The organism is Moorena bouillonii PNG (assembly GCF_001942495.1).
GTDB classification, from domain to species: domain Bacteria; phylum Cyanobacteriota; class Cyanobacteriia; order Cyanobacteriales; family Coleofasciculaceae; genus Moorena; species Moorena bouillonii.
Map to the genome: position 1 here is coordinate 7,765,241 of NZ_MKZS01000001.1, position 23,359 is coordinate 7,788,599.

The 23,359-nt window shown below is 39.5% G+C and carries 18 protein-coding genes and 2 pseudogenes; 5 read left to right on the forward strand and 15 right to left on the reverse strand.

The window, feature by feature from the left end; translation table 11 throughout:
* Window positions 1-189: 189 nt before the first annotated feature.
* Window positions 190-507 carry a pentapeptide repeat-containing protein gene (locus BJP37_RS31665; protein ID WP_075904924.1) on the reverse strand — a complete coding sequence of 106 codons (318 nt, stop codon included), beginning with the start codon at window positions 505-507 and terminating at the stop codon, window positions 190-192.
* Between the two features lie 189 nt (window positions 508-696).
* Between BJP37_RS31665 and BJP37_RS31670 the strand changes: the two genes are divergently transcribed.
* From BJP37_RS31670 to BJP37_RS43020, 3 genes are all read left to right on the forward strand, one after another.
* Window positions 697-1,200 (forward strand): RNase A-like domain-containing protein, encoded by a 504-nt coding sequence (locus tag BJP37_RS31670; protein ID WP_075904927.1) that lies wholly within the window; start codon window positions 697-699, stop codon window positions 1,198-1,200.
* Between the two features lie 322 nt (window positions 1,201-1,522).
* Window positions 1,523-1,828, forward strand: coding sequence for a hypothetical protein (locus tag BJP37_RS31675; protein ID WP_075904929.1), 306 nt, complete (start codon window positions 1,523-1,525; stop codon window positions 1,826-1,828).
* A gap of 75 nt (window positions 1,829-1,903) precedes the next feature.
* Window positions 1,904-2,608, forward strand: coding sequence for a WD40 repeat domain-containing protein (locus BJP37_RS43020; protein WP_075904932.1), 705 nt, complete (start codon window positions 1,904-1,906; stop codon window positions 2,606-2,608).
* A 359-nt stretch (window positions 2,609-2,967) separates the two neighbouring features.
* On the opposite strand, the gene BJP37_RS31685 is transcribed toward BJP37_RS43020, so the two are convergent.
* The 6 genes from BJP37_RS31685 to BJP37_RS31710 form a co-directional block, all read right to left on the reverse strand.
* Window positions 2,968-4,584 carry an NHLP bacteriocin system secretion protein gene (locus BJP37_RS31685; RefSeq protein WP_075904935.1) on the reverse strand — a complete coding sequence of 539 codons (1,617 nt, stop codon included), beginning with the start codon at window positions 4,582-4,584 and terminating at the stop codon, window positions 2,968-2,970.
* Window positions 4,585-4,794: 210 nt separating this feature from the next.
* Entirely contained in the window at window positions 4,795-7,689 is a 2,895-nt protein-coding gene (locus BJP37_RS31690; RefSeq protein ID WP_198954241.1) for an NHLP bacteriocin export ABC transporter permease/ATPase subunit, read from the reverse strand.
* Between the two features lie 439 nt (window positions 7,690-8,128).
* Window positions 8,129-10,336, reverse strand: coding sequence for an NHLP family bacteriocin export ABC transporter peptidase/permease/ATPase subunit (locus BJP37_RS31695; protein ID WP_075904937.1), 2,208 nt, complete (start codon window positions 10,334-10,336; stop codon window positions 8,129-8,131).
* A 1-nt stretch (window position 10,337) separates the two neighbouring features.
* A complete protein-coding gene (locus tag BJP37_RS31700; protein WP_075904939.1) occupies window positions 10,338-11,972 on the reverse strand; it encodes a tryptophan halogenase family protein in 1,635 nt (544 codons plus the stop codon).
* A 44-nt stretch (window positions 11,973-12,016) separates the two neighbouring features.
* Window positions 12,017-13,531 carry an FAD-binding oxidoreductase gene (locus tag BJP37_RS31705; protein WP_075904942.1) on the reverse strand — a complete coding sequence of 505 codons (1,515 nt, stop codon included), beginning with the start codon at window positions 13,529-13,531 and terminating at the stop codon, window positions 12,017-12,019.
* Window positions 13,532-13,688: 157 nt separating this feature from the next.
* On the reverse strand, window positions 13,689-14,159 hold the full coding sequence (locus tag BJP37_RS31710) for a Nif11-like leader peptide family RiPP precursor (protein WP_075904945.1): 471 nt from the start codon (window positions 14,157-14,159) through the stop codon (window positions 13,689-13,691).
* Between the two features lie 371 nt (window positions 14,160-14,530).
* On the opposite strand from BJP37_RS31710, the gene BJP37_RS40410 reads away from it, so the two are divergent.
* The gene (locus BJP37_RS40410) at window positions 14,531-14,692 is read left to right on the forward strand and encodes a hypothetical protein (protein ID WP_158069850.1); all 162 of its coding nucleotides are present in this window, start codon (window positions 14,531-14,533) and stop codon (window positions 14,690-14,692) included.
* Between the two features lie 224 nt (window positions 14,693-14,916).
* Here BJP37_RS40410 and BJP37_RS31715 read toward each other — a convergent pair whose 3' ends face one another.
* The 7 genes and pseudogenes from BJP37_RS31715 to BJP37_RS44775 all read right to left on the reverse strand — a co-directional run bounded on the left by BJP37_RS31715 (window position 14,917) and on the right by BJP37_RS44775 (window position 19,952).
* Complete coding sequence (locus BJP37_RS31715) at window positions 14,917-15,534, reverse strand: 2OG-Fe(II) oxygenase (protein ID WP_075904946.1); 618 nt, start codon at window positions 15,532-15,534, stop codon at window positions 14,917-14,919.
* 11 nt (window positions 15,535-15,545) lie between these two features.
* Complete coding sequence (locus BJP37_RS31720) at window positions 15,546-17,057, reverse strand: MBL fold metallo-hydrolase (RefSeq protein ID WP_075904949.1); 1,512 nt, start codon at window positions 17,055-17,057, stop codon at window positions 15,546-15,548.
* A 20-nt stretch (window positions 17,058-17,077) separates the two neighbouring features.
* Window positions 17,078-17,890: a MinD/ParA family ATP-binding protein gene (locus BJP37_RS31725; protein WP_075904952.1), complete on the reverse strand. Its 813-nt coding sequence runs from the start codon at window positions 17,888-17,890 to the stop codon at window positions 17,078-17,080.
* Between the two features lie 73 nt (window positions 17,891-17,963).
* Window positions 17,964-19,103 carry a cyclic nucleotide-binding domain-containing protein gene (locus tag BJP37_RS31730; RefSeq protein WP_075904954.1) on the reverse strand — a complete coding sequence of 380 codons (1,140 nt, stop codon included), beginning with the start codon at window positions 19,101-19,103 and terminating at the stop codon, window positions 17,964-17,966.
* A gap of 55 nt (window positions 19,104-19,158) precedes the next feature.
* Window positions 19,159-19,398, reverse strand: a pseudogene (locus BJP37_RS31735) (beta-ketoacyl synthase N-terminal-like domain-containing protein); the annotation flags it as partial.
* 247 nt (window positions 19,399-19,645) lie between these two features.
* On the reverse strand, window positions 19,646-19,828 hold the full coding sequence (locus tag BJP37_RS31740; RefSeq protein WP_229415509.1) for a calcium-binding protein: 183 nt from the start codon (window positions 19,826-19,828) through the stop codon (window positions 19,646-19,648).
* Window positions 19,794-19,952, reverse strand: coding sequence for a hypothetical protein (locus BJP37_RS44775; protein ID WP_158069851.1), 159 nt, complete (start codon window positions 19,950-19,952; stop codon window positions 19,794-19,796). The genes BJP37_RS31740 and BJP37_RS44775 overlap by 35 nt, the downstream gene beginning before the upstream one ends.
* A gap of 697 nt (window positions 19,953-20,649) precedes the next feature.
* On the opposite strand from BJP37_RS44775, the pseudogene BJP37_RS31745 reads away from it, so the two are divergent.
* A pseudogene (locus BJP37_RS31745) lies at window positions 20,650-21,270 on the forward strand (ISAs1 family transposase); the annotation flags it as partial.
* Between the two features lie 308 nt (window positions 21,271-21,578).
* On the opposite strand, the gene BJP37_RS31750 reads toward BJP37_RS31745, so the two are convergent.
* Complete coding sequence (locus BJP37_RS31750) at window positions 21,579-23,222, reverse strand: D-Ala-D-Ala carboxypeptidase family metallohydrolase (RefSeq protein ID WP_075904959.1); 1,644 nt, start codon at window positions 23,220-23,222, stop codon at window positions 21,579-21,581.
* Window positions 23,223-23,359: the final 137 nt, after the last annotated feature.

Here is a 23,359-nt window from a genome sequence, read left to right on the forward strand (position 1 = left end):
TTGAGACTGATCAAGATTTTTCTGTATAATGCACTTTTTAAGAGTGGTCACTCCACTACGGCTCTTGCCTATTGCCTATTGCCTATTGCCTCTTGCCTATTGCCTATTGCCTTTTGCCTTATTCCCTATTACCTTGTCTTTAACTATTCACAATTGTTATCATTATAATCTTAAAAAAAAATATACCATTTACTTCAAATTAAGCTTCATATATTCAGAAATTTCTACATTATTTACCAACCGGGGTTTCTCTAATTTAGCATCACTCAGATTCACCTTACTCAAGTTAGTCTCCCCCAGGATAGCACATCTAAGGTTAGCACCACTCAAATTGACACGACTGAGGTTAACACTACTCAAATTAGAACCGCTGAGATCACCACCTGCACAATCGGATGTTGTATTAAGACCAGCAATTATCCCTATCTCCAAAAAGTCCTTAGTTTTCTCCTCTATAGAGCGATCGATTAACGGTTGCGCTTCTGGTCGAATTTCTTGATTAGACATCGGTTGACTTGACCAAAATTAGTATATGATCACCAAAATTTTACTCTATACAGCTTTGAGGGCAATGAGCTCATCCCTGATACAGTCAGTCGCCCATTGACCCTCCTTTCATTGTCTTGATGCAGTCGCTGAGGATGTTACAATCAAAAAGCTGCTGGGAATAGTAGGTAAAAACAGACATTATTTAAGATGCTTACCCATTGGAAACAATCCCTAGCCAAGAGTGCTGGACTATTGGCTGTTTTGACTCTTGTACAGAGTTTCTGCGTGAGTCAATCAGCTTCTGCGCAATGCGTGCCGAGTAATTTTTCCTCCGACTGGTTACAACGACAGGAGTACCTTGGTGGTCACACCATAGATCGCCATGTTGGTAAAAGTGATCAACAACTAGTAGACCGATTAATTAATGCTCCCAGAATCAGCGCAGCTAGCACCTATCCCGATTTGGAAACTGCTGCCACTAATATTAAAGCTGCTTTGAGAGCCAACCGGAATAGATTAAATAGTTGGGTTCTTGATGCTGCTATAGGTGAGAAGCGAGCTGTTAACTATAGGGCTAGGGAAGTAGTTGGTCGTGTGGCTAGCCGTCCTCCTTCTCTGAGCAATATTTCTAATAGTAGGAAGTTGCGTGTGGTTATGGAAAAAACAGCAAAAGGAGATTGCTTACTTCTTACGTCATATCCCGCTAGATAACTGCTCAGGGGATTGTAGATTGTAGATATGTAAGCACTCAGCTATCAGCTATCAGCTATCAGCTATCAGCGAACAGCGATTAGCGCTACGCGCACGGGTGCGCGTTCAGCTTTTTAATAAAAGAGGTAAGCATTGGTTTAATATGAGTTAAGTCTCCTGACGGCTGACGGCTGACGGCTGAATGCTTACGTAGATTTTATAGTTTAGACTGACCCTTGCTTAAACTATAATATCTTGTATTTATTTAATCTTCAGTCTCTAATTATCTAATATTTAGTCATTACTCAACATTAGCAATTAACTATACACCAAAAATCTACCCATGAGCCAAAAACCTAACTACGAAAATCTCTACAGTTTTCTTGCTGGGGAGTTTGCTGAAGCTGATTTTGAAGGTAAAAGTGATGAAGAGGTAGTTCTTGGCTGCAACAATCCAGAACTTGCCAAGTGGCATCGTACCATCATTACCGAAGGACGGGTTGCTTTGGCTTCTCCCTCCTTTCCCTGGAAAGATGTGGGTGACTATGCCAATCGCCATTTTGAAACTGAAGAAAGTGCTAGAAAATGGCTAACAGAAATGCTCGACCTGTTGGAAAGTGGTCTTGATCAAGTATCCCGAGGAGAGTAAAGTACTTTATCTGATAGCTGATAGCACCTCAAGTAGCGTGGCACAGGCTTCTAGCCTGAAGCAGAAATCCTAGGGTTGCAGGAGGAACGTACAAAGGAAGCAAAAGCACGACTAGCAGAATACAAGAAAAGAGTTAGAAAACAAAAATTATTGATTGTCGGAGTTATTCTAGCATTTGTAGCGGGTGTTGGCACTCTTATCTATGAAATTGAACAAAAGAGGCAAAATAAGTTGACTAACACGTGGGCTAAGATTAACTCTAAAGTTGCTACAATAAACTATCTTCTCTCAGAAGCAAAGGAGTCTTTACCAGAAAACCAGAAAAACCCTACTATGGCTTTACGCCTTGCCGAGGCTGCTTATAAGATTAACAAGAAAGGGCCTCAGGCTTCAGAAGTACTGAGTAGAGTCTACCATTCAGCAATTCATAACCGCTCCTTTTTTTACTCTGCCAATATGGGACATAGGAGTGCTGTGACTAGTGCAGTATTCTCGCCGGATGGTAGTAGAATTCTCACGGCTTCAGAGGATACCACCGCAAGATTGTGGAATCTCAAGGGGGAGCTAATCACTACCTTAGCCGGACATTCTGCTAGGGTTAATTCTGCTGTATTTTCCCCAGATGGCAACACAATAGTGACTACCTCACAGGATAAAACGGCTAAGTTGTGGGATAAGGAAGGCAATTTGCTCAATACCTTACGAGGGCACGATTGCGATCGCAATGGTCAGTGCAGGGTTAATTCTGCCCTCTTTTCCCCAGATGGTCAGGTATTCTAGATAAAATCCTAATGATGTCAGATACCCTGATTGATTGACTTTTTTGGCTTCGTAGGTTGGGTTGAAGATAGTGAAACCCAACCCTGGCAATGGTTTTAGGTACAATCAAGGGGTTTAGGAGTTTTGTGAGTCAATCAGGGCATCGGGGACGCGCCCGGGAAACCCGAACGCGCCCCGCGTCGGCTGTGGCCTACGGCCACGCTACGCGAACGCATTCGAGAGCGTTGCAGGTTGGGGTACTTCACAGCTGATGCTGTTATATAGCAATCCTAAATCAATTGAGAGAATGTTTGTTCCCTGTTCCCTGCTCCCTGCTCCCTGTTCCCTGTTCCCTGTTCCCTGTTCCCTTTGCTATAGATTTAATAAATCCCAGTCAATTGTCGCAAGATTGGTAAAACTAAGGTAATGGGGGTTTGCTCTTCAATGGTGACTTGTACTGTTACAGTGGTTCCTGAAGTCACTGTCAACGACGGTCCTTGAGAAGAAGACCAAGCATAACCACTAGGAGTCGAGGAGTCAGCCTGTAACTTCCCATGGATTTCAATAACAGGTCTGACTTTAGATGCCAAATTTTCAGCTATTGTAGAGTTTCCTATCAGTTTAGTTGCTCCTTGTTGAGTAATAGGAAAAGGAGATACTTCCGAGACAGTACCAATAATACTACCAAATTTTTCTCGGCGAACTGTATCAGGTGTAACATAGATTTTCATACCAGGTTTGATCTTTTTACCCTGCCCAACAGGAAAGTAAGCAACGGTTGAGAGACTGTCTGATGAACTCTGTCTTTGAATCACTCCTAAAGAAAACCCTTTATCAATAACAGACCCTTTACTAGCAGTTATGTTCAGAAAACAACCCGAATAAGGACTTTTGATAGCTTGATTATCATTATACTGTTTAGAAAGTTGGGCTAGATCGTACTTAACCTGTTGAATTTGATTTTCTCTTTTGCTAGAATCTTCTAAGTTTTGCTGTTCAAGTTTTTTTCTTTCTGTAGCTAAGGTTTTTAGATCTGTTTTTTGTTGAGCAACTTGATTCATATTTTTCAAGTATTTCTCTCTAGTTTCAGTTCCCTTAACTGTCAATTCTCTTAATTCAGCTTGATGCTTGCTAATGGTACTTAAGTTATCTAAATATTGTTGTTCGACTTCAGCTTCTTTAACATCTAGCTGTTTGAGTTCAGCCTCTAGTTTAGATATATTTTGCAGATTTTGTTTATAAGATTGTTCTGCTTCTAATATTTGATCTAAAGAGATTGCTCCTGCTTGAACTAGTTCACGACGTTTTTCTACCCTATCTTTTAAGCTAGAACTGAGTTCCTTAAAATCGTTAAGTTGTTTAAAGATACTAACTCTTTGTTCTTTGATGGAGTTAAGTCCTTTTTCTCTAAGTGTTGGGGTAATAGTTTGAAGATCCGTTATTTTTTGCTGAATGCTTTCTTTTTGCTGCTTTATAGCCTCTATTGCTTGATTATTGAGAACCAAATTTAAGCTTTCACTATTTTGTAGAGACTGTTCTAATGCCTCTTGTTTTTGCTGAAGGGACAACACTTCTAAATTAGTTCGCTGTACCTGAAGAGTATTCGCTAATTGACTTTGTGATTGTAGTTGTGCTAATTTTTCTTTCTGTTGCTGAAGTTTCTGCTGAATATCAGACGGTTCAATTGTTGCTAACACGAAACCTCGGTCAACGCAGTCGCCTTCCTTGATATTGATCTGTTCTAACTGACCACTAACAGGAGACTGAACTTCAACTACTTTGTGTGGATGAATTAGCACCCCTTTACTTTTAATAGTTAAGGGAAGTTTACCGACAATACTCCAAATAATGGTCAAGAACACTATTCCTGCCAAAGTAGATAAAGGAAGCCAGTCTTGACGGGAGACAACTTCCATAGCTTGGTCTAATTTTTCTGGGGAAGTTAAGTGTTCCACAGATTCTTCTCGGAATAGATTAGATTTTTTTTTTGGTTTCATAACAGTAATATAGTGTTGGTGTGCTATCTTGTATAATAGAGAAATTAACTGACAATTATAAGAATGCTTGATTACTACTTTCTTCTCCAAGTCTCATCAATGCTTAAACAGAATATTCGCTATGCTATTGGTTTAACCATTATCTGTTTGATCGTACTAATTTTGTTATGGCTGCCAGACTTTTTAAAGAAAGAAGAGTAATAGAGAATTTTAGTCTAGTTGTCGAGCAACCAGTCGTGCAAACAACCCCTCTTCTTGACTGAGCTGTGCAAATGTTCCTGTCTGGACAATTCGTCCAGCTTCCAGTACATAAATTCGGTCTGCATTACGAATTGTACTAAGACGGTGAGCAATAACAATACGTGTTGCATGGAGTTGCTCCAAGCTGTCAGTCACTATCTCTTGAGTGCGGTTATCAAGGGCACTGGTTGCTTCATCCATCAGAATGATTTTTGGTTTATTGACCAAAGCACGAGCGATTAATAAACGCTGTCTTTGTCCTCCCGATAAGTTACTTCCTCCTTCACTAATAACGGTGTGCATTCCCATGGGCATTTTCTCAATATCTACGGCTAATCCAGCCATTCGTGCTGCTTCCCAGGCTACATCATGGGATACTAACGCACCACTAGTAATATTGTGAAAAATCGACCCTTGTTGAACGTGACCATTTTGTAGAACAACACCTAATTGGCGACGCAAAGCAGTAACATCCAACCCCGCTAGGTCTTGACCATCATAATAAATCGTTCCTGTTATGGGACTAGCAAATCCTAATAACAAACGAAAAAGGGTTGATTTTCCACTTCCACTAGGGCCAACAAGTGCAATAAACTCACCGGGATTAGCATGAATACTAATATCATCGATAATTAAAGGGCCATCTTCTCGATAACGAAAGCTCAGATGATCTAAAACAAGATGTCCGCTTAAACGACCCGGATCTTGCTGATTAATATCAGATTCTGGTTTTTCCTGGAAAATAGATTTCGCCCTTTCCCACATGGGTACAATTCCTAAAATATCTGTTAAGGTATTGCTCAAGCTTGTGACTCCCCCAATATAAGTTCCAAAGGCAACCTGAAAGGCTAAAAAAGTCCCTGCAGTCAGAGTGTTAGGGAGATTCTTTTCTTGGTTGATTTGGATAAATAATAAGGTGAAACAGAACAGGATTACTGAACTTATTAACGGTAAGGCTTCATTAAAGGTAGATAGACTATCATTAATTCGTTGAATTCCTGCAGTTAACTTAGTTTTTTGACTGTATTTTTCCGCCCAAGCCCAAAAAGCACGTTCTTCAGCAGCAGCGACCCGAAGTTTAGCCACTCCATTAATCAGTTGTACTGTTAAACCATCAATTTCTCCATCAAGAGCCTCTTGTTTTCGCTCTTTCCGAACTAAAACAACACCAGAAACAACTGTGACAATGACCGCAATTACAGATAGTCCTAAAGCAACTAGAGCAAGTTTAATACTATAAATAAACATTAATCCTAGATTCAAAAGAGCAAAAACACCACTGAGTAATGTGCGCTGAGTTGCCCCACTTAACAGATGATGAATTTCCCGTATTGCTAGGAGACGATTCACTAGATCTCCAGAGGTATATTGCTGAAAAAATGACGGACTTAACTTAAGCAGTCTGTCCCAAACCGCTAATTGTAAATTGCCATCAGCGACTGTTTCTAAACGCAAGGTCATAATTCCTTGGGAAAGTTGAAAAGCGGCTTGAGCAAACGCAGTAGCAAATAACACTAACCCAATGTGCTTTAATAAGAGTAAATTACTGCCAGGAATGGCTTGATCCATTAACATGCCCGTGGCTTGGGGCACAACCATTCCTAAAAGAGTTGCTATTATACCGATCAGGGCAATTAATCCTAATTCTTTTTCATAGCCTGCTATACTAAATCTAAATAGTGCCCCGACGTCTTGAACAACAAGGGGCAAAGGACGGTAAAACATATAAGCTTGGGAGCTAATATGTTGAGCGACGTCCTGATTAACAGGGGTACGAGTTTTTTTGATAGGATCAAATAATAGATAGATACTGTTTTTTTGGGGATTTGGTAATAAAGCAACAGGACAGTTATCTTGATTATAGCCAAGTAAGGGGCCATGTTCTGAGAGCCACCAATCCCCCACTAATCTTACAGAACGAATACGGCATTGAGAGGCATAAGCGATAGCTTCTAAGGGATTAGCCAGCTTACTCATATCTTCTGATGCAGATGGCGGTTTAATGACAATTTGCATAGCACGGCCTACGGCACCCGCTGCAATTAATAGAGGTGTTCCTGATCCAAAAAAAACATCATAACCCGGTTTGAGAATTGAGGTTAATTTTCCTAATGCTGATTGAGTAACTTGGCTATTTAGTTGTTGTCTGGCTTGAAACCGTCTAAATTCGGCTTCTTTATCTTCAATAAATTTTTGGTTTAAATAGTAATAAAAATAGTTATGTAAGAGTTCTAAGCTATGGGTAATTTCTTCTGATTGTTCTATAGTATCAGTAGTAGTTATTTTGAGTTGACTGGCATTTTCGGATTTTAACCACATCCTATTAGCCAGAGGAAATAGAGGAGAATTGATCTCTAAGGTTAACTCTGGCTTTCCTAAATAGTCAACTTCTCCTTCTCTAATCTCTACCCAAATAATTTGTTCACTAAAGGATTGAATAATTTGTTTATCTTCTAGGGAAAAGTATGAAGAAAAATCAGGATTGATAATTTTGATTACATTATTTAAAGGCATCTGGTTAATACTTTTTCCTAAATGCCGGATCCAGCTTTCTAGGATTGCAATTGCTTTAGGATCTTTTTGAGAGATTTGTTTAACCAAATCTTGTATGGCTACAGATTCTAATTCTGCCCCTTCTATGGCGACCGCTAAAAGGGCTTGACCAGAAGAATCTGAACAATGACCAAATAAACCTTGTCCTTTTTCTACAGTAAATAGATAATGACGATTTCCTTCTGGTTCATTATTCTTCATTTCTGTGGCAAATACAGAGACTTGTCCAGAAACCACCATCCAAACAATCTCAGGGTTATTAAGTATTAGTGGTTGATTACCTTGGATTTTGCAGGATTGTTGACTATACATAATATACAGCGGTTTGCAATTGGGTGAGGTACAAATTATTGGGTTTTAGGGAACAGGGAACAGGGAACAGGGAGCAGGGAGCAGGGAACAGGGAAAAAATCCGGCGTTGCTAATTATGAGTATGGTTTCGCCCCCCTAGCCCCCCAATTCTGGGGGGAACAAAACTCTCAAGCGATGCAGCGCGGTCTTGGGGGTTTCCCCCATGAGCGACTGCATCAAGACAAGTCCCCCAGAATTGGGGGATTTAGGGGGCTTTAATAAAACCAGATGATCGCGCATTCATTCCTTAATTCAGCAACGCCTAAAATCCTGTATACCTTATAGTTATGAAAAACGCTATAAATTTTTTAAATGTGTTTTATAGAGGATTTATAGGGTGTATTGGAAGAGAGAAGACGTTGATATGTCATTTTTTTTTTATTTCAGATTGGATTACCACTCAATGACTACTGATGAGGTGTTGATAGGTTCCTGTTTCTTGGCGTAATTGTTCATGGGTTCCCCGTTGAACAACCTTTCCCCTATCCAGGACAATAATTTCATCACAATCTCGAATGGTACTCAGGCGATGAGCAACGACAATGCAGGAACACCCACGCCGTCGTAAATTACGATCAATGATTAATTCTGTTTCTGCATCTAAAGCACTAGTTGCCTCATCTAAGACGAGAATGGTAGGATTTCTCACTAAAGCGCGAGCAATTTCAAGGCGTTGTCGTTGTCCACCACTGAGATTTGCTCCCCCTTCACTCAGTGGAGCATCATATCCTTTTGGCTGAAACAGGATTGATTCGTGAATTGCAGCATCAGTGGCAGATTTAACTAAATCTGATTCAGGAATGGTGGTATCCCAAAGGGTTAAATTCTCTCGAATTGTACCCGCAAAAAGAAAAATATCCTGTTCAACCATTGCTAAGGAATTAGCAAGAACAGCACGAGGAATTTGACTGCGAGGAATACCATCAAAAAGGATTTCCCCCTCCCAAGGGACATATAATCCACAGGCTAATTTAGCAATGGTTGATTTTCCTGAACCACTACTACCGACTAAAGCAATTCTTTGCCCTGGTTTGATAATTAAATTAAACTCTTCAACCAGGGGAGATTCTAAGCGATTATACCCAAAAGTGATGTTACGAAATTCTACATTACCCTGTAATTTAAATGAATCGGAAGTTAGAGCATCATTATTGATGGCACGAGCAAACTGATTGGGCTGACGGATGGCTTCTTCATCAATAGGATTTTGTAGTACATCATCAAGGCGATTAATATCAGCTTCTAATTCTTGTAAGGTACTCCCAAAATTAATCAGTTCATTAATGGGTTTGAGAAAGCTACTGGTTAAAAGTTGATAGGCAATTAGCATTCCAATGGTTAGTTCTCCCTTGATAACCCGTAAGCCTCCGATTAGCAAGATAGAGGCTGTAGCTAAGGCGGTTAAGAGATTGGGAAGTGCATTGAGAATTTGTGTTTGTAGCCCTAATTTTTGTTGAGCGTTTAAGGCTTTAGTATAATAACCGGCAAATCGAGTAAACAGATCTGATTCCAGTCCAGATGCTTTAATGGTTTCAATTGATTGAATGCCACCAATCGCTGTACCAGCTACTTTTCCATATTCTTGGGCTAAACTAATATTGGCATCTGTCCGATTACGAGATAAGTATTGAAGGGCTATAAAATTAAAGCTGGCAAATAGAATCGTTATGGTGCTTAAGAGTATATCATAAGTAAACATTAATAGGGCATAAAGACCCATCATGATCACATCAATAACAGTGGTGGCTAGACGGCCAGAAATTACCTCTGCTACCCGATCATTGAGTTGAGCCCGATCGCTGATTTCACCCGAAAACCGTTGAGCATAAAATCCTACAGGTAAGCGTAAAATATGCCAAACAAATTGTCCGGACATACTAACCGAGAGTTTGACTAAAAGTCGGCGTAAAACTTTTAATTGCAGACGAGCAAGAATTCCCTGAACAATTGCAGTAATAACCATTGCTAATAACATCGGTCTCAGCCAGTCTTGATAATCTTCAATTAAAATTTTATCCACAAAGACTTGGCTAAATATAGGAAATATCAACCGAGGAAAGGTTAGAATTAGTCCTACTAATAGGGAGAATAAAATTGATTTATGATATGTTTTTAACCGATTCTGTAGAGAAGAAAATATACTTGTTTTATTACCTTTTTTTTGAAACTCTGGGCCAGGTTCCATCACTAGAACTATTCCAGTGTAACCTTGGCTAAATTCTTCTAAAGATAGTTTACGGGGACCCGTGGCTGGATCATTAAGGTAAACGCAATTTTTGCCAAATCCTTCGACAACTAAAAAATGGCAAAATTCCCAAAATATGATAAAGGGCGGATTTAAAGTTTTTAAGTTTTCCAATGACTTTTTAAACCCTTTAGCAGTCAAGCCATAGGTTCTCGCTGCTCTAAGCACACTAGAAGCTTTACTCCCATCCCGTGATATACCACACACTTTTCTTAATTCAGGAAGGGGAACAAAGCGACGATAATAACCCAAAATAATGCCTAATGATGCTGCTCCACATTCTGTCACCTCCATCTGTATGAGGGTAGGGGTGCGGACACGTTTCTGGGTTGGGGGCTTTGTATTTTGGGTTAAGGTTAACATATTAACGAACTATTGTACTTAAACTAGAGGAGGGCATCGGTTTGGATGAGTGAGCAAGTAGACTTTGCCACGAAGCTTTAAAGTTTCTTAAAAACATCTGTTGCAGATATTCATGATGATCGGGTAGTAATTCTCTTAGCTGCTCAGAGCGACTTTTAGTTTTTAGGATAATTTTATCTTCTTGTGAGTGTTCTCCATAACCTAAAAGTGGCAAACTTTGCACAGGAAAATATCCCATACCAGCTAAAATACAAACATAGGAATAATCCGGAAATAAATGACCAATATTTCCATGATAAATTGGCCACATTACCTTCCATAAATTTAATTTTTCTTGGAGTGAATCCGGAATAAAATTGTGATATTTATTGGTTCGCCAAAAAGGAGTATATTCTCTTTGAGTTAAGCAATAGTGCATAACAATAAAATCTCTGATTTCTTCATATATTTCCCGCATAAATCGATTATAATTATTAATTAATAAAGGAGAAAATGATTTTTCAGGAAAATGACGGATTAAGGCTTCTAAACCTAGTTCAACTAAATAAATACCTGTTGATTCTAACGGCTCAATAAATCCACCAGACAAACCAATGCTCACACAGTTTTTAGCCCAAGTATTTCTAGTTCTTCCGACCCTGGTTTTGATATATTTTGCGGGTTGATCATTTGCTTTGTCGCCTAAGTGCTTTCTGAACTCAGTCTCAGCATCATCTTGAGACATAAAAGAACTGGAATATACATATCCATTACCACTTCTTTCTACTAAAGGAACATTCCAAGCCCATCCTGAACTTAAAGCCGTTGCTGTAGAATAAGGGTTAATTCCTCCATTGTTGTAATTGTATCTATCACCTTTTTCATAGGGAATAGATATAGCAATAGCTCGATCACAGAACAATGAATCCCCATAGGAAATAAATGGTTCTTGAAGTGCTTGATTAATCAATAATCCTCTAAACCCTGAACAATCAATAAAAAAGTCAGCCGTCTGATTGCTATGATTTTCTGTAATTACGTGGCTAATAAATCCCCTATGATCTAAAGCAACATCTAAAACGTTATCAACAATATGTCTAACTCCTGCTGATTTTGCTCTCTCTTTTAAATAAGTCGCTAATTTTCCAGCATCAAGGTGATAAGCATACTCTATATTCCCAGAATATTCTGGACTGTCATAGGATTTTGGGGATTTTTGAGCAGCACATAAATTAATATGCTCAAAACAACTTTCATCAAAAGCTGCGGTATTTCCTTGTAAGTAATTTTTTAACCAATACTGAGATATAGGAATTCCCAGATTTGGACTACTTTTTAGTTGACCAAAAGGATGCCAAAATATATCTGGTTTCGACGAACCAGACCAATTTACAAATTTAATCCCTAGCTTAAAGGAGGCATTACATCTGGTCATCCAGTCAAATTCCGAAAGACCTAAAAGTTTGAATGTAATTTGTAGTGTTGGTAGGGTGGCTTCCCCAACTCCTACCGTGCCAATATCTGAGGATTCTATCAGAGTAATTTGACAAGAATCTTGTAGGAATTTACTTAAATAAGCAGCAGACAACCATCCAGATGTTCCCCCGCCCACTATAATAATAGTTTTTATTATATTGGGATTGCTTACAGTGTTCATAATTATTGTATCTTGGTGTTCAGTTAAAAATTTTCAGTAAATTGTCAATTCCATTCCCTCCTAAAGTCATAGCGACCAGGCGCTAATATATCATTAGGATCTAGTCCTTTTTTTAGAGTTTTAATTAACTGACCAGAATCATCTTGAAAAGGAGGCAAAGCATCCATAGATTGAATTCCCAATCGATAAGGTATATACCCCGCTTCAGTTAAAGCACGAAGGGTTTCATCGTGGCATTCCATAGCTCTTTCATCTTCTCCTAAAACCTCGCGGTCATACATGATAGCGGCAAACAAATTAATATGTCTGCTTGTTTGACAGTTAAGGGCAATATTAGGTTCAAACTGATAATGCTTAAAAATAGCTTCAGTAATCTTTAAAGCTGTGATTATATCTTTTCCTTCAAAGGGTAAAATCAGACAAAGCCAAATCACTCCACAATTATCTCTATCTGGATCTCTTTGAGCAGGAACTTTATTTTTTTTTCGCCAATAGGTGCTTTTAATATTATCATCATTTGGTGGAGTAAATGATGGTTCTTTTCCGGGCTTATCATGCTCTTTAAACTCTAATTGATCTACTAACCCTGCCAGGGATTTTTCAATTATTTTTTGTTTAGCTAAGCCTAAATCATAATTAGCAGAATATAGCTCTCCCCTTCCCAGCCAAGGTTCAACACCCTTTAATTCTTTTAAAGAAAATGGAGTTTTTCCTTTCATTATTTTCCAAGGATATCGACCTTGTATAGCTAAAAACTTATAACAATTCCAAAAACAAAAACAATTTTCATTAATCACTCCATGGGATATCAAATTCTGGATTTTATCTAATAGGTTTTCGAGATATTCTAATTGGTTAATCGTACAAAAAAATGTTTGAAAATATTTAGGTTTAGGTGCTAAAAAAAGAGTCATTTGGGTGACAATTCCTAAGTTCGATTGGCTAAAAAGCCCATCTAAATAGGGACCAACGCCCCATTTATAGATAGATGCTGTTTTAGCTTGAGCAAAATGTCTAAATCCAGTCTGAATAAACTCTCCTGTTGGCAAGACAACTTCTAAAGCACAACTATTAGCTGACCTGTCTCCGCACGGACCAGCACCATCACCTCTTTCTAGAGCGTTACCAATTAAGCTGGCTTCAGGAGAACCACCAATTTCCGAGACTAATAGATTTGAGTTCTGTTGCTGAAGATACTCGTAAAGTTGCCGAAATGTCACCCCAGGCTCTACTGTTACATAAGCTAATTTTTCGCTGTAATCAATAATCTGATTCATCCTGCTCAAATCTATAATAATACTGTTTGATTGAACAGGAACCCTTGAACCTAACCCCCAATTTTTACCACAACTAATGGGATAAACGGAAATTTTGTATTGGTTGGCAATTTTTACACTTGCTTGAACTTCTTGGCGATTAGAAGGTTTAATCACTCCTATAATTTTTTGCGTTGTGGCAAATGTTGCTTTTTCTCTAGCAGTTACTTCAACTTCACTAGTGAGTACATTTTCTGAACCTAGAATGTTAACCCAAGCTTCTAATGCTTTTGATACCTTCATACTTTTCCTATCTATACATTTACATAGATATGCGCTCCCAAGAGCTTATTTATAAAGAAGCTAGCAATCACGGGGATGATTTGGCAATAATTGACCTGACATCCCCGTCATACTAATTATTAACTAGCTAGTTTTTTCCAACTTGTTTAGAAAACTGTTACCATTTTTTGATTCTGATTCTACCCCTGACAGGACCAATCCGCCCTGAAAGACGAATACCTGCTGCTGATAATAGTTCTAGTTGAGCATCGGATAATTCACCATGCTGTTCTAAGTAAGCCAAGCCAGATTCTACGTCTTCTTCAGTTACATTGAAACCTTCAGCCATGGCAATTGTAACAACATCTGCTAAACTACCTGCTTCTTGTAGTTTATTGCGGAAGACTTCATTGGCTTCTACTACTTCCATGAGAGCTTTAGCATTTTCACTCAGTTCAACAGGAGCTTCAGCAAATCCTAATTGCTGCTCTTGCATCACTGCCAAAAGTTCTTCTTCAGTAAAATTATAACCTTTGCTGGCTGCAATTTCTAATACTGTTGCAGGACCTTCAGCTGATTCGAGTTGTGCTTTTAAAGCCTGATCAGTTTCTGATGCTTTAAGCAGAGTTAATACAGATTCTCTAGACATGATTTTTTCCTTACTATTGGTTGTAAACTTATCAGTTGATGGACAACAGTTACTTTTGTTGATGCCATTAACATAATAAAAATATAACTAAATTAAAATAGTTTGTCAACACTTTAAAGCAAAAAAATAAAAATAAAAAATATAATTTTTATTGACATTAAAATATTACAAAGTATTTTAAATAATTCCAAAAATACTTTGTAAATAGTACATTAACCTCTTAGGCAAGACCATAAGAGGTTATTTATCATAGACCTCTTGCAAAAATAAATATGAAATCAAAATCTAGCCCTTTTGCCTTTTGCCTTTTACCTTTTGCCTTGTCAACACCCACGGTTTATGAGACTTATGCAAGAGGTCTAATAAAATTGTTGAAACTTAGCGTAAGCATTCAGCCGCCAGCGGTCAGCGGTCAGCAGTCAGCATTCAGCGGTCAGCGGTCAGTGGTCAGGCGTCAGCCGTCTGCTTTGTGGCACAGGCTTTGGCCTTTGGCCACGCTGTGCGAACGACGCCTGGACTTTCGTGACTATTAAACAAATCGTTACCTGTTGTCTTGATGCAGTCGCTCATGGGGGAAACCACGGCAGTCGCTCATGGGGGGAACCCCCAAGACCGCGCTGCCTCCCCAAGACCGCTTAGGTGCGCTTGACCCGTAATTAAATTCGCCACGGGTCGCACCTCTGCATCGCTTATTCAAAAGCTGTTAACCTAGCGTGCGCGTAGGGTATTAGCTGATAGCTGATAGCTTACGACTTAGCTACTGATAAGCAAGGGACAAAGAGTTAAACTCTATTTCAAATTCAGGGATTTTCTTAAGTTTGGCTGAGTCCAAAGCATACTGTTCACAAACCAAACTCATCCGAACTTGTGAGGTTTTGACATGATTAACTGAATGAGTTAAATTTCCTTGAAAATAAAGCAACAAATTTTCTTGAGGTTTGATTGTCTGGATAGTAAAACTTCCTTTTTGTAACAATAGTTCTCCCCCTTCTAAATCCTCAGGAATTTTCACATAAAGAACACTGACAACAAGTGGAATGGTGTGACTCTCTACATAGCTAGAAATACTACAGTCCACATGAGGTTTGACGTCCCCACCGGCTTGTAGAATTAAAGGATTCAGATAAAAGGCATTGCAGCTAGGGTTCAAAGTGGCTTGTAAATAGGGTTTAAGAAAAGGAAAATGTTGTTTTGCCTGCTCTATTCCTGCCGTTTTAAAAACAACTGAAAAACCTTTAGTTTTGCTAAAACTTTCACTGAGTTGATTTGCTCCTAAATAGGGAGAAGATAAAATGTCCTTTTCCAAGTTGTGGAGATAATCAGGATTAAATGCTTTCTCTCGAAGAGAGGAATATTGATTCCGAATGATTTTCATATTTATTTTCCTCAGACTAACTGTAAATTTTCAGTTACTTCTTCAGTCTCAGCATTCACTTTATTATTCTTTGTTGATAAGCGGACTAAAGTATTACCGATTCTCAACATTTTAGTTTCGTCCTTCTGAACAACTTTTGGATTAACCTCACTAGATTTCCATCGTTGAACTTCATACTGTCGAACTTTTTCAAAAATTTCCTCATAGGGAAATCTTAAATCGAGAGGATCTTTAACTTGTGAGCTATTTTCTTGATTTACTTCAATTGGCTTAATAATTCCGTAAGGAGTAGGTAGATACAATTTCTGGAAATTCCGATAGTAGCCGCCCATATGAGCAGAATCCCATCCTTTAATTCCCTTACTCATACCGTAAAAATTAGAAGCAGCAATGCTTGTAAAAACATGGGCTAAAGGATTATACCCAGTGTGACACTCAATATTCTCTTCCGAAAAATCAAAGTAGTATTGTTGCGTTTCATCTGGGAAGACAATTTCTAGCTGATAAATTAACTTCCAATGGCAATACTCTAGAAATAAAGAGTCTTGCTTCTCTTTAATAAATTTAGGAAAATTACAGCAAATTTCCGAGCGAATCGTTTGCTTCATTTCCTCTAAATCATAGTTATCAGAATTATCGTCAATCAGCTGATCTCCAATATTAACAGGCGAAAAACGTAAATCTTGTTGATCATCTTCTAACATTTGCACAAAAGAAGACCTTTGTTTAAGGTAACTTACTTCGCCATTTTTAACATTCACCACATCCCCAGGATTAAAATGGAATACATTCTCTTTTAATCCTGGGTAAACAATAGCAACATCTCGACAAAATTGTTCTTTAGTAACTGGAAAAACAACTTTATTTAACCAAGATGAACCTTGAATTAATTTAAAACCATTTGCCCCAGGAGCAACACTATAGGGTTTAATTAAGCTAATTTTTTTCAACAGTCCATCATAGAGATTATAGGGAAAAGAACATGGCTGATTATCCTGATGCTGTATTTCTAACATCGGTTGCCAACCTGCTAGTAAGAAATCAATCTGAGGATAGCGAGATTTAATCAAACTAATCGTTTCAACACTTACATCCGAATCAACTTGATTCCAGAACACCCCTGAAGGATCAGTGAATAACATCCCATATTCAGGAACACGATTTTCTGAACGAGTTGCAATTAAACGAGTTGAACCAATTTTGACCTCACTCCAATCTTTCAATTTATAGATTTGTGAATATCCTAAATCTCGTAAACACGTTTCCATCAACTTATCTTGAGGAATCAAGACATCAACATTTTTCGGTAGAGAAGCTAGGGATTGAATATCAAAATGATCTAAATGACGATGAGAGATAATCAAGATATCAAACCCTGGAATCTGGTCATGGAACACTTTTCGTTTAGGACAAATATCTTCTATTCCTTCACAGTGAGAATCCCATAAAATCGGATCCATCAAGATTTTACAATCTTCAGTCTCAACAAAGATAGAAGCGTGACCAATCATCTGAATCTGCATAATTCACCTCAAAATTTATACTAATTTATGATTTTATGAGCCAGTTTTTCTAAAACTTCAGTAAGCGGATGTTCAGGAAAAGCCAGAGAAAAAATCTTTCGACTTCCTAGCATCTTCATATCTTCTGACCAGGGAATAACTGCAGCCAACGAAAATCCATATTCGTCCTTAAATTTATGGCTAAAACGATCAATCCATAACGATTCAATCATCATATTCATTACCAGCAAGGTTTTCTGTATTTTTAACTTGTTTGCCAAGTCCAACATAATCCCAGTTGCTTGAAAATCTTGCTGATCCGGTTTCATAATTAAAACCAGAGTATCAGACAAGGTTAAAGAGACTAATACCTCTTCATTCAGACCTGGATGAGTATCAACAAACAGAAAATCTAGATTGAGTTCATTAATTAAAGCTCTAAACCCTTTTTCCAGTAAGCGAACATCATAGCCTTCTCGCAACATTCGGCTAATATCTTCTTGTTTCATACTGGCTGGAACCAAAGACAGAAAACAGTTTTCTGTTGGCTTTTTACCTTTGGCAATCACATCATAGTCGGTTTCAGTAATCTGACAGCGGTCTTGAAGACCTAACACGGACGTTACATCATAATCAGCTTCAGTAATTTGACAATCATTCCATAGGTAATCGTTTAAAGAATAACCTAAGTGATCTTTAGTCAACCCAAATAACACATAAATACCTGGGTTATGGAGGTCTGCATCCACAATTCCAACTCGATGACCCTGACTAGCAACAATTGTCGCTAAACTGGCAGTTATGTTGGTTTTTCCTGCTCCCCCTCGATAAGAGTGAATGGCAATAATAGACATCTAATTTTCTCCAAATATACAACTATGATGTAGCTAACTTATCCAAATTGTTCTTAACAACAATCTTGGCTAACTATCCTGTGATTATATTGAAATCATGCTGATTATTATTCAAGGTTTTGAGTTGCTTCAACATCCAATTAAATCGAGAGCCAGCTAAGGTTAAATTATCTAAGCGGTTATCACTCATTTCATCATCATAGGGAACAGAAGATGCTAAAGTCTTTTCACTACTGTAAATTCTCCTTTTATAACCTAGTAATTCTACAGTAGTTTTAAATCTCTCTATCGCCAATAAGGAAACGGCTCGATAAAACCTTGCTGAGAAACCAATATCGTCCTGTAATTTAGTAGCCAGTAAATTTCTAGCAATTGCTAGTACTCTTGAATCCTCAAGACAGCGAACATTAACTGAACTGAGCTGGGAAACCCCAAAAGGCATTTCACCAAGAATTTCCCCTCGCTGAAGGGCGATAATCTCTTGCTCAGAGGTAACACTATAACTAGTATCTAGGGCTGCAAAAGCCGTTTCCAAAGGACTTCTGGCAGTTTCTGCTAAGGTAACACTTGCGAAACCATCAAGCAGAATATACATCTTTTCAGCCGGTCTTCCTTCTTGGAATAGCAGAGTCTCTGCTTTTATTGTCTGATAATTTCCATTTTTAATCATCCAATCAATATCACTATCATTTAGCTCCCCAAATGCTAAAAGCACTTCTTTGCTTGCATTTGTTCGTCTTCTCAATCGTTTTGAGCGAAGTTTGTCCGTCAGCTTTACCAGTCGTTCAGAAAGTGAAATGGCAATGGCTTTATAAAACCGTGCCGAAAAAGCTAAATCTTTATCTAGTTTTTCTTGTAATTCTTTTTGCGGAATAGCCAGTAACCGAGAAGAACTATCAGCGATCACCTTACTTGAAGGTAACTCACTCTGAAACAGTAAATCTTCTCCTATAAGCTCTCCTGTAGTTACGCTGATCAGTTCCTGTTCTAAAACCTTACTATCTTCCAAGAGTGCAAATGCCCGATGGAGCCGATTATCCGTAGGCTGTGGCAAAGATATTTTTAGGTTCCCCTCAATAATCAGATAAAGAGTCTTAATAGACTTATCACCTTGCCTCAATACTTGACCACTATTGACTTGTTTTATTTCACTAACACTAACTAGCCAGTCGATATCACTATTGTCTAGACCACTTAATAAGGTTTGATTCATTGATTTACCTCGATATTAAAATTTTTATAGACAACCCCTCCTATTCTTGACTAATCGGAATTCGTCGGTTCGCCCAGTCTAATTCAAAACCATCAATGACAGCCATCCGATTCCCATAGGTTTTATCAGGAATTGTTGAGTAAGGATATTCTGACAGGGGTAAACGAACATCGGGGGTTCGTCGAAATTGACGGCGACAAGTTAGAATATTTTCCCAAAGTTGTTGTAGATTATTGGCTCCTGGATAGTAGCATCCCATGCCAATCACTGCAATTTTTAAGGTCTTGTCATTCATGGCAAAAATTAAACTATACACATATATTTATATTTCTTGAGTATTGCCCATCTTTTTAGGAGCAGTCACATCCTTTTGATCTGATTGACTTAACTGACAAAATAACGATCATTAGCTTCAGGGGCGACATGAGGCTTCAAAGGCTTACTCTATAAGCTTTTGAGGACGCTGAACAGCTTAGTACTTCTAAATCATTAAGTTCAAGCAAACCTATTGAATTTTTGTTCCAATTCAAATATTACTCCCATTAATTAGTTTTGTGCGCCATAAGGTAGTCGTTGCCCAGGTAACCATAAAGACTGTCGTTGCCAGAGCCACCATTGAGGTAGTCATGACCAGAGCCACCACTGAGGTAGTCATTACCGCCCTTACCGTAGAGACTGTCGTTCCCATCATCACCACCCATATATGGTGTCGTTTTTCGGGCCACCAATCAGGGTATTGTTGCCACCATTACCGGACATTTTCCAAGACTTCCATTTCTTGAATATCCACCAACCTTCTTTGTGTGCTTCGAACTTGTTGTTGAAGTCGTTACCAGTGTAAGTTCCCATGTCCTGTGCTCTTTATCAATTGCAATTGTTTGAAAATTTGTGGATTGTTCTATTCGGAAAGATTCACCCTATTTGTCTGAGTGTTATCAAGAGGTGCGACCCGAAGGTGCGACCCAAGGCCGGGAAACCCGGCCTTGGAGGCGCGCACCTTGAGCGAATTTAATTCGACGACTGTAAGCGCACCTAAAAAGTTTTTCAAGAAATACTCATTATTAATAGGAGCGGTTTGGAAATTAAGAGCATCACGCTTTTTTAACTGCCCTCACTATGTTAATCACTCCGAAAATCCAATTTTTATACAGTTTTATATAAAGTTTTGTAACTTTTAAAATAAAGTTTTGTAACGAATATCAGAAAAAGATGCAGCGCGGTCATGAGGGTTTACCGCAAGACCGCGCTGCATCAAGACAAGCAGACAGGGGTTAGGGTGACCGGGTGGGGCGGGGCGCGGGGAAAATAAAAGCCACTTTGGAGTTACCCCAACCTGATTCAACCGTCCTATCAACCTGGCATAGCTCCTCCATTGTTTCAATCACCCGTTCGCCTACACCCCACACCCAGTAAGCCTAACAATGCTGCTTGTCACCCGGTTAGTTAATCAGGGTAAGCTCATCTAATTTGGTATAAATGGTACTTGACAAATGAAGGTCAAGCCTAAAGTGTGGAAAGAACAGCGGTGTTAAGGTAGAACTCTACTATGTCTCAAGGTTTTGGAATTAACTCCCTCGAAGGTCAAAAAAGTACTCGAAGGGTGAAAAAGCCCAAGGAAGCAGCGGAAATTGGCAGTCTTCGAGAAAGTCTAGTGGAGCATTTCACAGCAATAGAAGATCAAAGAGTATAGCGTTGTAAAAAACATCAACTGACTAACATCATTGTCCTAGCCATCCTGGCTGTAATTGCAGGAGCACAAGGATGGGAAGACATAGAGAATTATGGTATCGCTGGCTTTCAGAGTTTCTGGAGTTACCAAATGGTATAACGATGATACTTTTTGTCGAGTCTTTGAGTTCATCGACCCAGAACAATTAAATCAATGCTTCCTCAGATGGGTAGAAACCTTGGTCACGAAGATGGGAGGAGAGGTGATCCCGATAGATGGTAAAACACTCAGAGGTTCCTACGATAGAAATAAAGGACAATCAGCACTGCACCTCGTTAGCGCCCGAGTGAGCAACGTTTGGTACTCGGGCAGATAAAAGTAGAAAACAAATCCAATCAAATTACTGCCATTCCTGCATTGTTAGAGCTCTTAGACATATCAGGCTCGATCATCACCATTGATGCAATCGGAACACAAACCGAAATCCCTCAGAAGATTATCGACTTGAACAAAAATGCGTCGCATTTTTGTTCAAGTCTTTAGTTGTTTTCACAGGCGACAGATTAGATTCTTCTCATCCCTTGTGTCAAGGCTGATTGAGATGCTCTTACCCTGGATCTTGGTAGAATGGGCATCTTGGTGGAACGGGCATCTTGGTGGAATGGGCATCTTGCCCGTTTCAATTGTCGGGCGGGCAGGATGCCCACTCTACTCCTATTAGACCTCTCGCAAAAATAAATATGAAATCAAAATCTATCCCTTTTGCCTTTTGCCTCTTGCCTAAAGCCCTTGCCTGTAGCGCTATATCAAAAACCATAACTCCACCTTGCCCGATACCCTCGCCCATCAATATGGGTGAAAGAACTGGCACTGGCTAGACCACCTCGGGAACCCCACCAGGAATCCAGACGTTTATTCACCGACATTGGCGATATCCCCTCAACCACAAAATCCACAGCATCCCCAGAAAGATGACGAGAGCGTGTAGCACCACCAACTTGGCGATTGGTTACTGGGTCGCGATACCAAGAGTTAACCAGGATGGGGCGATTGCCAAAGTATTCCCTAACTTCTTGCATGACCTCAGCAATTCTGATAATGTCCTCCACTATACTTTTGTCCGTAGGAATGCGGGTACCATTTTTAGTTGCCTCTGCCCAACTAAAGTTACCACCAGTGATAATTGCCTCCGATAGGTAAAAGGTTTTGTCATATCCAGGCAATTGAATTGGACCAGTCTTGTCAGACTTAATCTTAATTAACTCTGATTGTTGTTCATCCTTAGGTACGTTATCGGGTTCAGTCCCTTCAATGTCAACATGGTCACAGAAGACGTACCAGGTTTTTCTTGGTGGTGTTCCTAACGCAACATTGGCCAGGACTATCTGAATATGCTTATTCTCCGCGAGCTGATCCGATGTAATCTCAAACTCCGTGTCTGCCTTTACGAAAACTTTTTGTGAGTCCTTGAGCTGATAGGACTGCTGGGTACTTGTTTTAAACAAAGTATCCCTCAGTACTCTTAGCCTAACCCCTGTCTGTGGCAAAGTGCCTCGACTTTCTGGTTTCCTAGATTCTTGCTGAAGTACAACATTAGTCGGTAACTGAGTGCCATTGGGGAGTTGTACAACAGCAGACTTCCCCACAGACACTAATTTGCGATCAGCATCATCCTGCCAGCGACGAGCAAATTCAGTTAGCACTGATGGCGACTGCTGTTGTTGCAGCCAAGCTAGTGCTGCATCTTGATGAGGCAGTTTCTCATAACCTTTGAGCATATCCAGGAACTGAATTGATCCCGTGTTGCTTGGCTGTTGCCAATTAACAGAAGGTTGTGAACTGGCAAACTGTAACGGTTGATCGAGCATTCCTTGGTAATACAGATACCAAACAATGGCTGCTGCTCCTATCTTGTGCCCTTGACCATAAAAATCTACACTGTTACCTACCAGCGATTGATTCCAATGCTGTGAGCTACTAAAGTGATTGGTGCCATTCCAGAGGTACTCGGAATTATTCCCCCCCTTAGCATCACGGAAACCATTCCACAGCTCAAACCCCCATAGCATTGCGCCAATTGAGTGGTCTTTGGCAGTGTGGAATTGTTTCCAGCGCAGTGCATCAATGGCACTCTCAACAAAGGTGTATTGTTGTCCGTTAGCTGGTGGAGCAATGGGTCGTCCTTGTGGGTAGCGAATTGTTCTATTAGTTAAAGAATCGCCATTGTGCAGGTGAGCGTCTCGAAAGTCTAGCTCTCGATAGTGCAAAATTCCGACAAACCACCAAGGCACCCCCGTTTGCCGTTCCACTAATCCGTAATCTCCTCGCCGTTGGAGGATTTCTTGAGCAATGCGGCCAGTTGGTTCTAGGCAGCTTCGCCTGAGCTGACAAGTAGCAAAAAGTTGTTCATATTGAGGTTTGAGAGTACGAAGCCGGAAATCGCTAGACATTTTTATTTTGACTTTAGGACTAAATACAACTGTTAGGGGGAGTTATTCTGGGTGAAGTACAAAATCTTTGGTTTTAGGGAGTAGGGAGTAGGGAGTAGGGAGTAGGGAGTAGGGAGCAGGGAGCAGGGAGCAGGGAG

Excerpts from the sequence above, each read along its gene's own strand:
- BJP37_RS31665 (WP_075904924.1), bottom strand. The coding sequence starts at position 507 with ATGTCTAATCAAGAAATTCGACCAGAAGCGCAACCGTTAATCGATCGC.
- BJP37_RS31670 (WP_075904927.1), top strand. The coding sequence starts at position 697 with ATGCTTACCCATTGGAAACAATCCCTAGCCAAGAGTGCTGGACTATTG.
- BJP37_RS31675 (WP_075904929.1), top strand. The coding sequence starts at position 1,523 with ATGAGCCAAAAACCTAACTACGAAAATCTCTACAGTTTTCTTGCTGGG.
- BJP37_RS31685 (WP_075904935.1), bottom strand. The coding sequence starts at position 4,584 with ATGAAACCAAAAAAAAAATCTAATCTATTCCGAGAAGAATCTGTGGAA.
- BJP37_RS31690 (WP_198954241.1), bottom strand. The coding sequence starts at position 7,689 with ATGTATAGTCAACAATCCTGCAAAATCCAAGGTAATCAACCACTAATA.
- BJP37_RS31695 (WP_075904937.1), bottom strand. The coding sequence starts at position 10,336 with ATGTTAACCTTAACCCAAAATACAAAGCCCCCAACCCAGAAACGTGTC.
- BJP37_RS31700 (WP_075904939.1), bottom strand. The coding sequence starts at position 11,972 with ATGAACACTGTAAGCAATCCCAATATAATAAAAACTATTATTATAGTG.
- BJP37_RS31705 (WP_075904942.1), bottom strand. The coding sequence starts at position 13,531 with ATGAAGGTATCAAAAGCATTAGAAGCTTGGGTTAACATTCTAGGTTCA.
- BJP37_RS31710 (WP_075904945.1), bottom strand. The coding sequence starts at position 14,159 with ATGTCTAGAGAATCTGTATTAACTCTGCTTAAAGCATCAGAAACTGAT.
- BJP37_RS31715 (WP_075904946.1), bottom strand. The coding sequence starts at position 15,534 with ATGAAAATCATTCGGAATCAATATTCCTCTCTTCGAGAGAAAGCATTT.
- BJP37_RS31720 (WP_075904949.1), bottom strand. The coding sequence starts at position 17,057 with ATGCAGATTCAGATGATTGGTCACGCTTCTATCTTTGTTGAGACTGAA.
- BJP37_RS31725 (WP_075904952.1), bottom strand. The coding sequence starts at position 17,890 with ATGTCTATTATTGCCATTCACTCTTATCGAGGGGGAGCAGGAAAAACC.
- BJP37_RS31730 (WP_075904954.1), bottom strand. The coding sequence starts at position 19,103 with ATGAATCAAACCTTATTAAGTGGTCTAGACAATAGTGATATCGACTGG.
- BJP37_RS44775 (WP_158069851.1), bottom strand. The coding sequence starts at position 19,952 with ATGGGAACTTACACTGGTAACGACTTCAACAACAAGTTCGAAGCACAC.
- BJP37_RS31750 (WP_075904959.1), bottom strand. The coding sequence starts at position 23,222 with ATGTCTAGCGATTTCCGGCTTCGTACTCTCAAACCTCAATATGAACAA.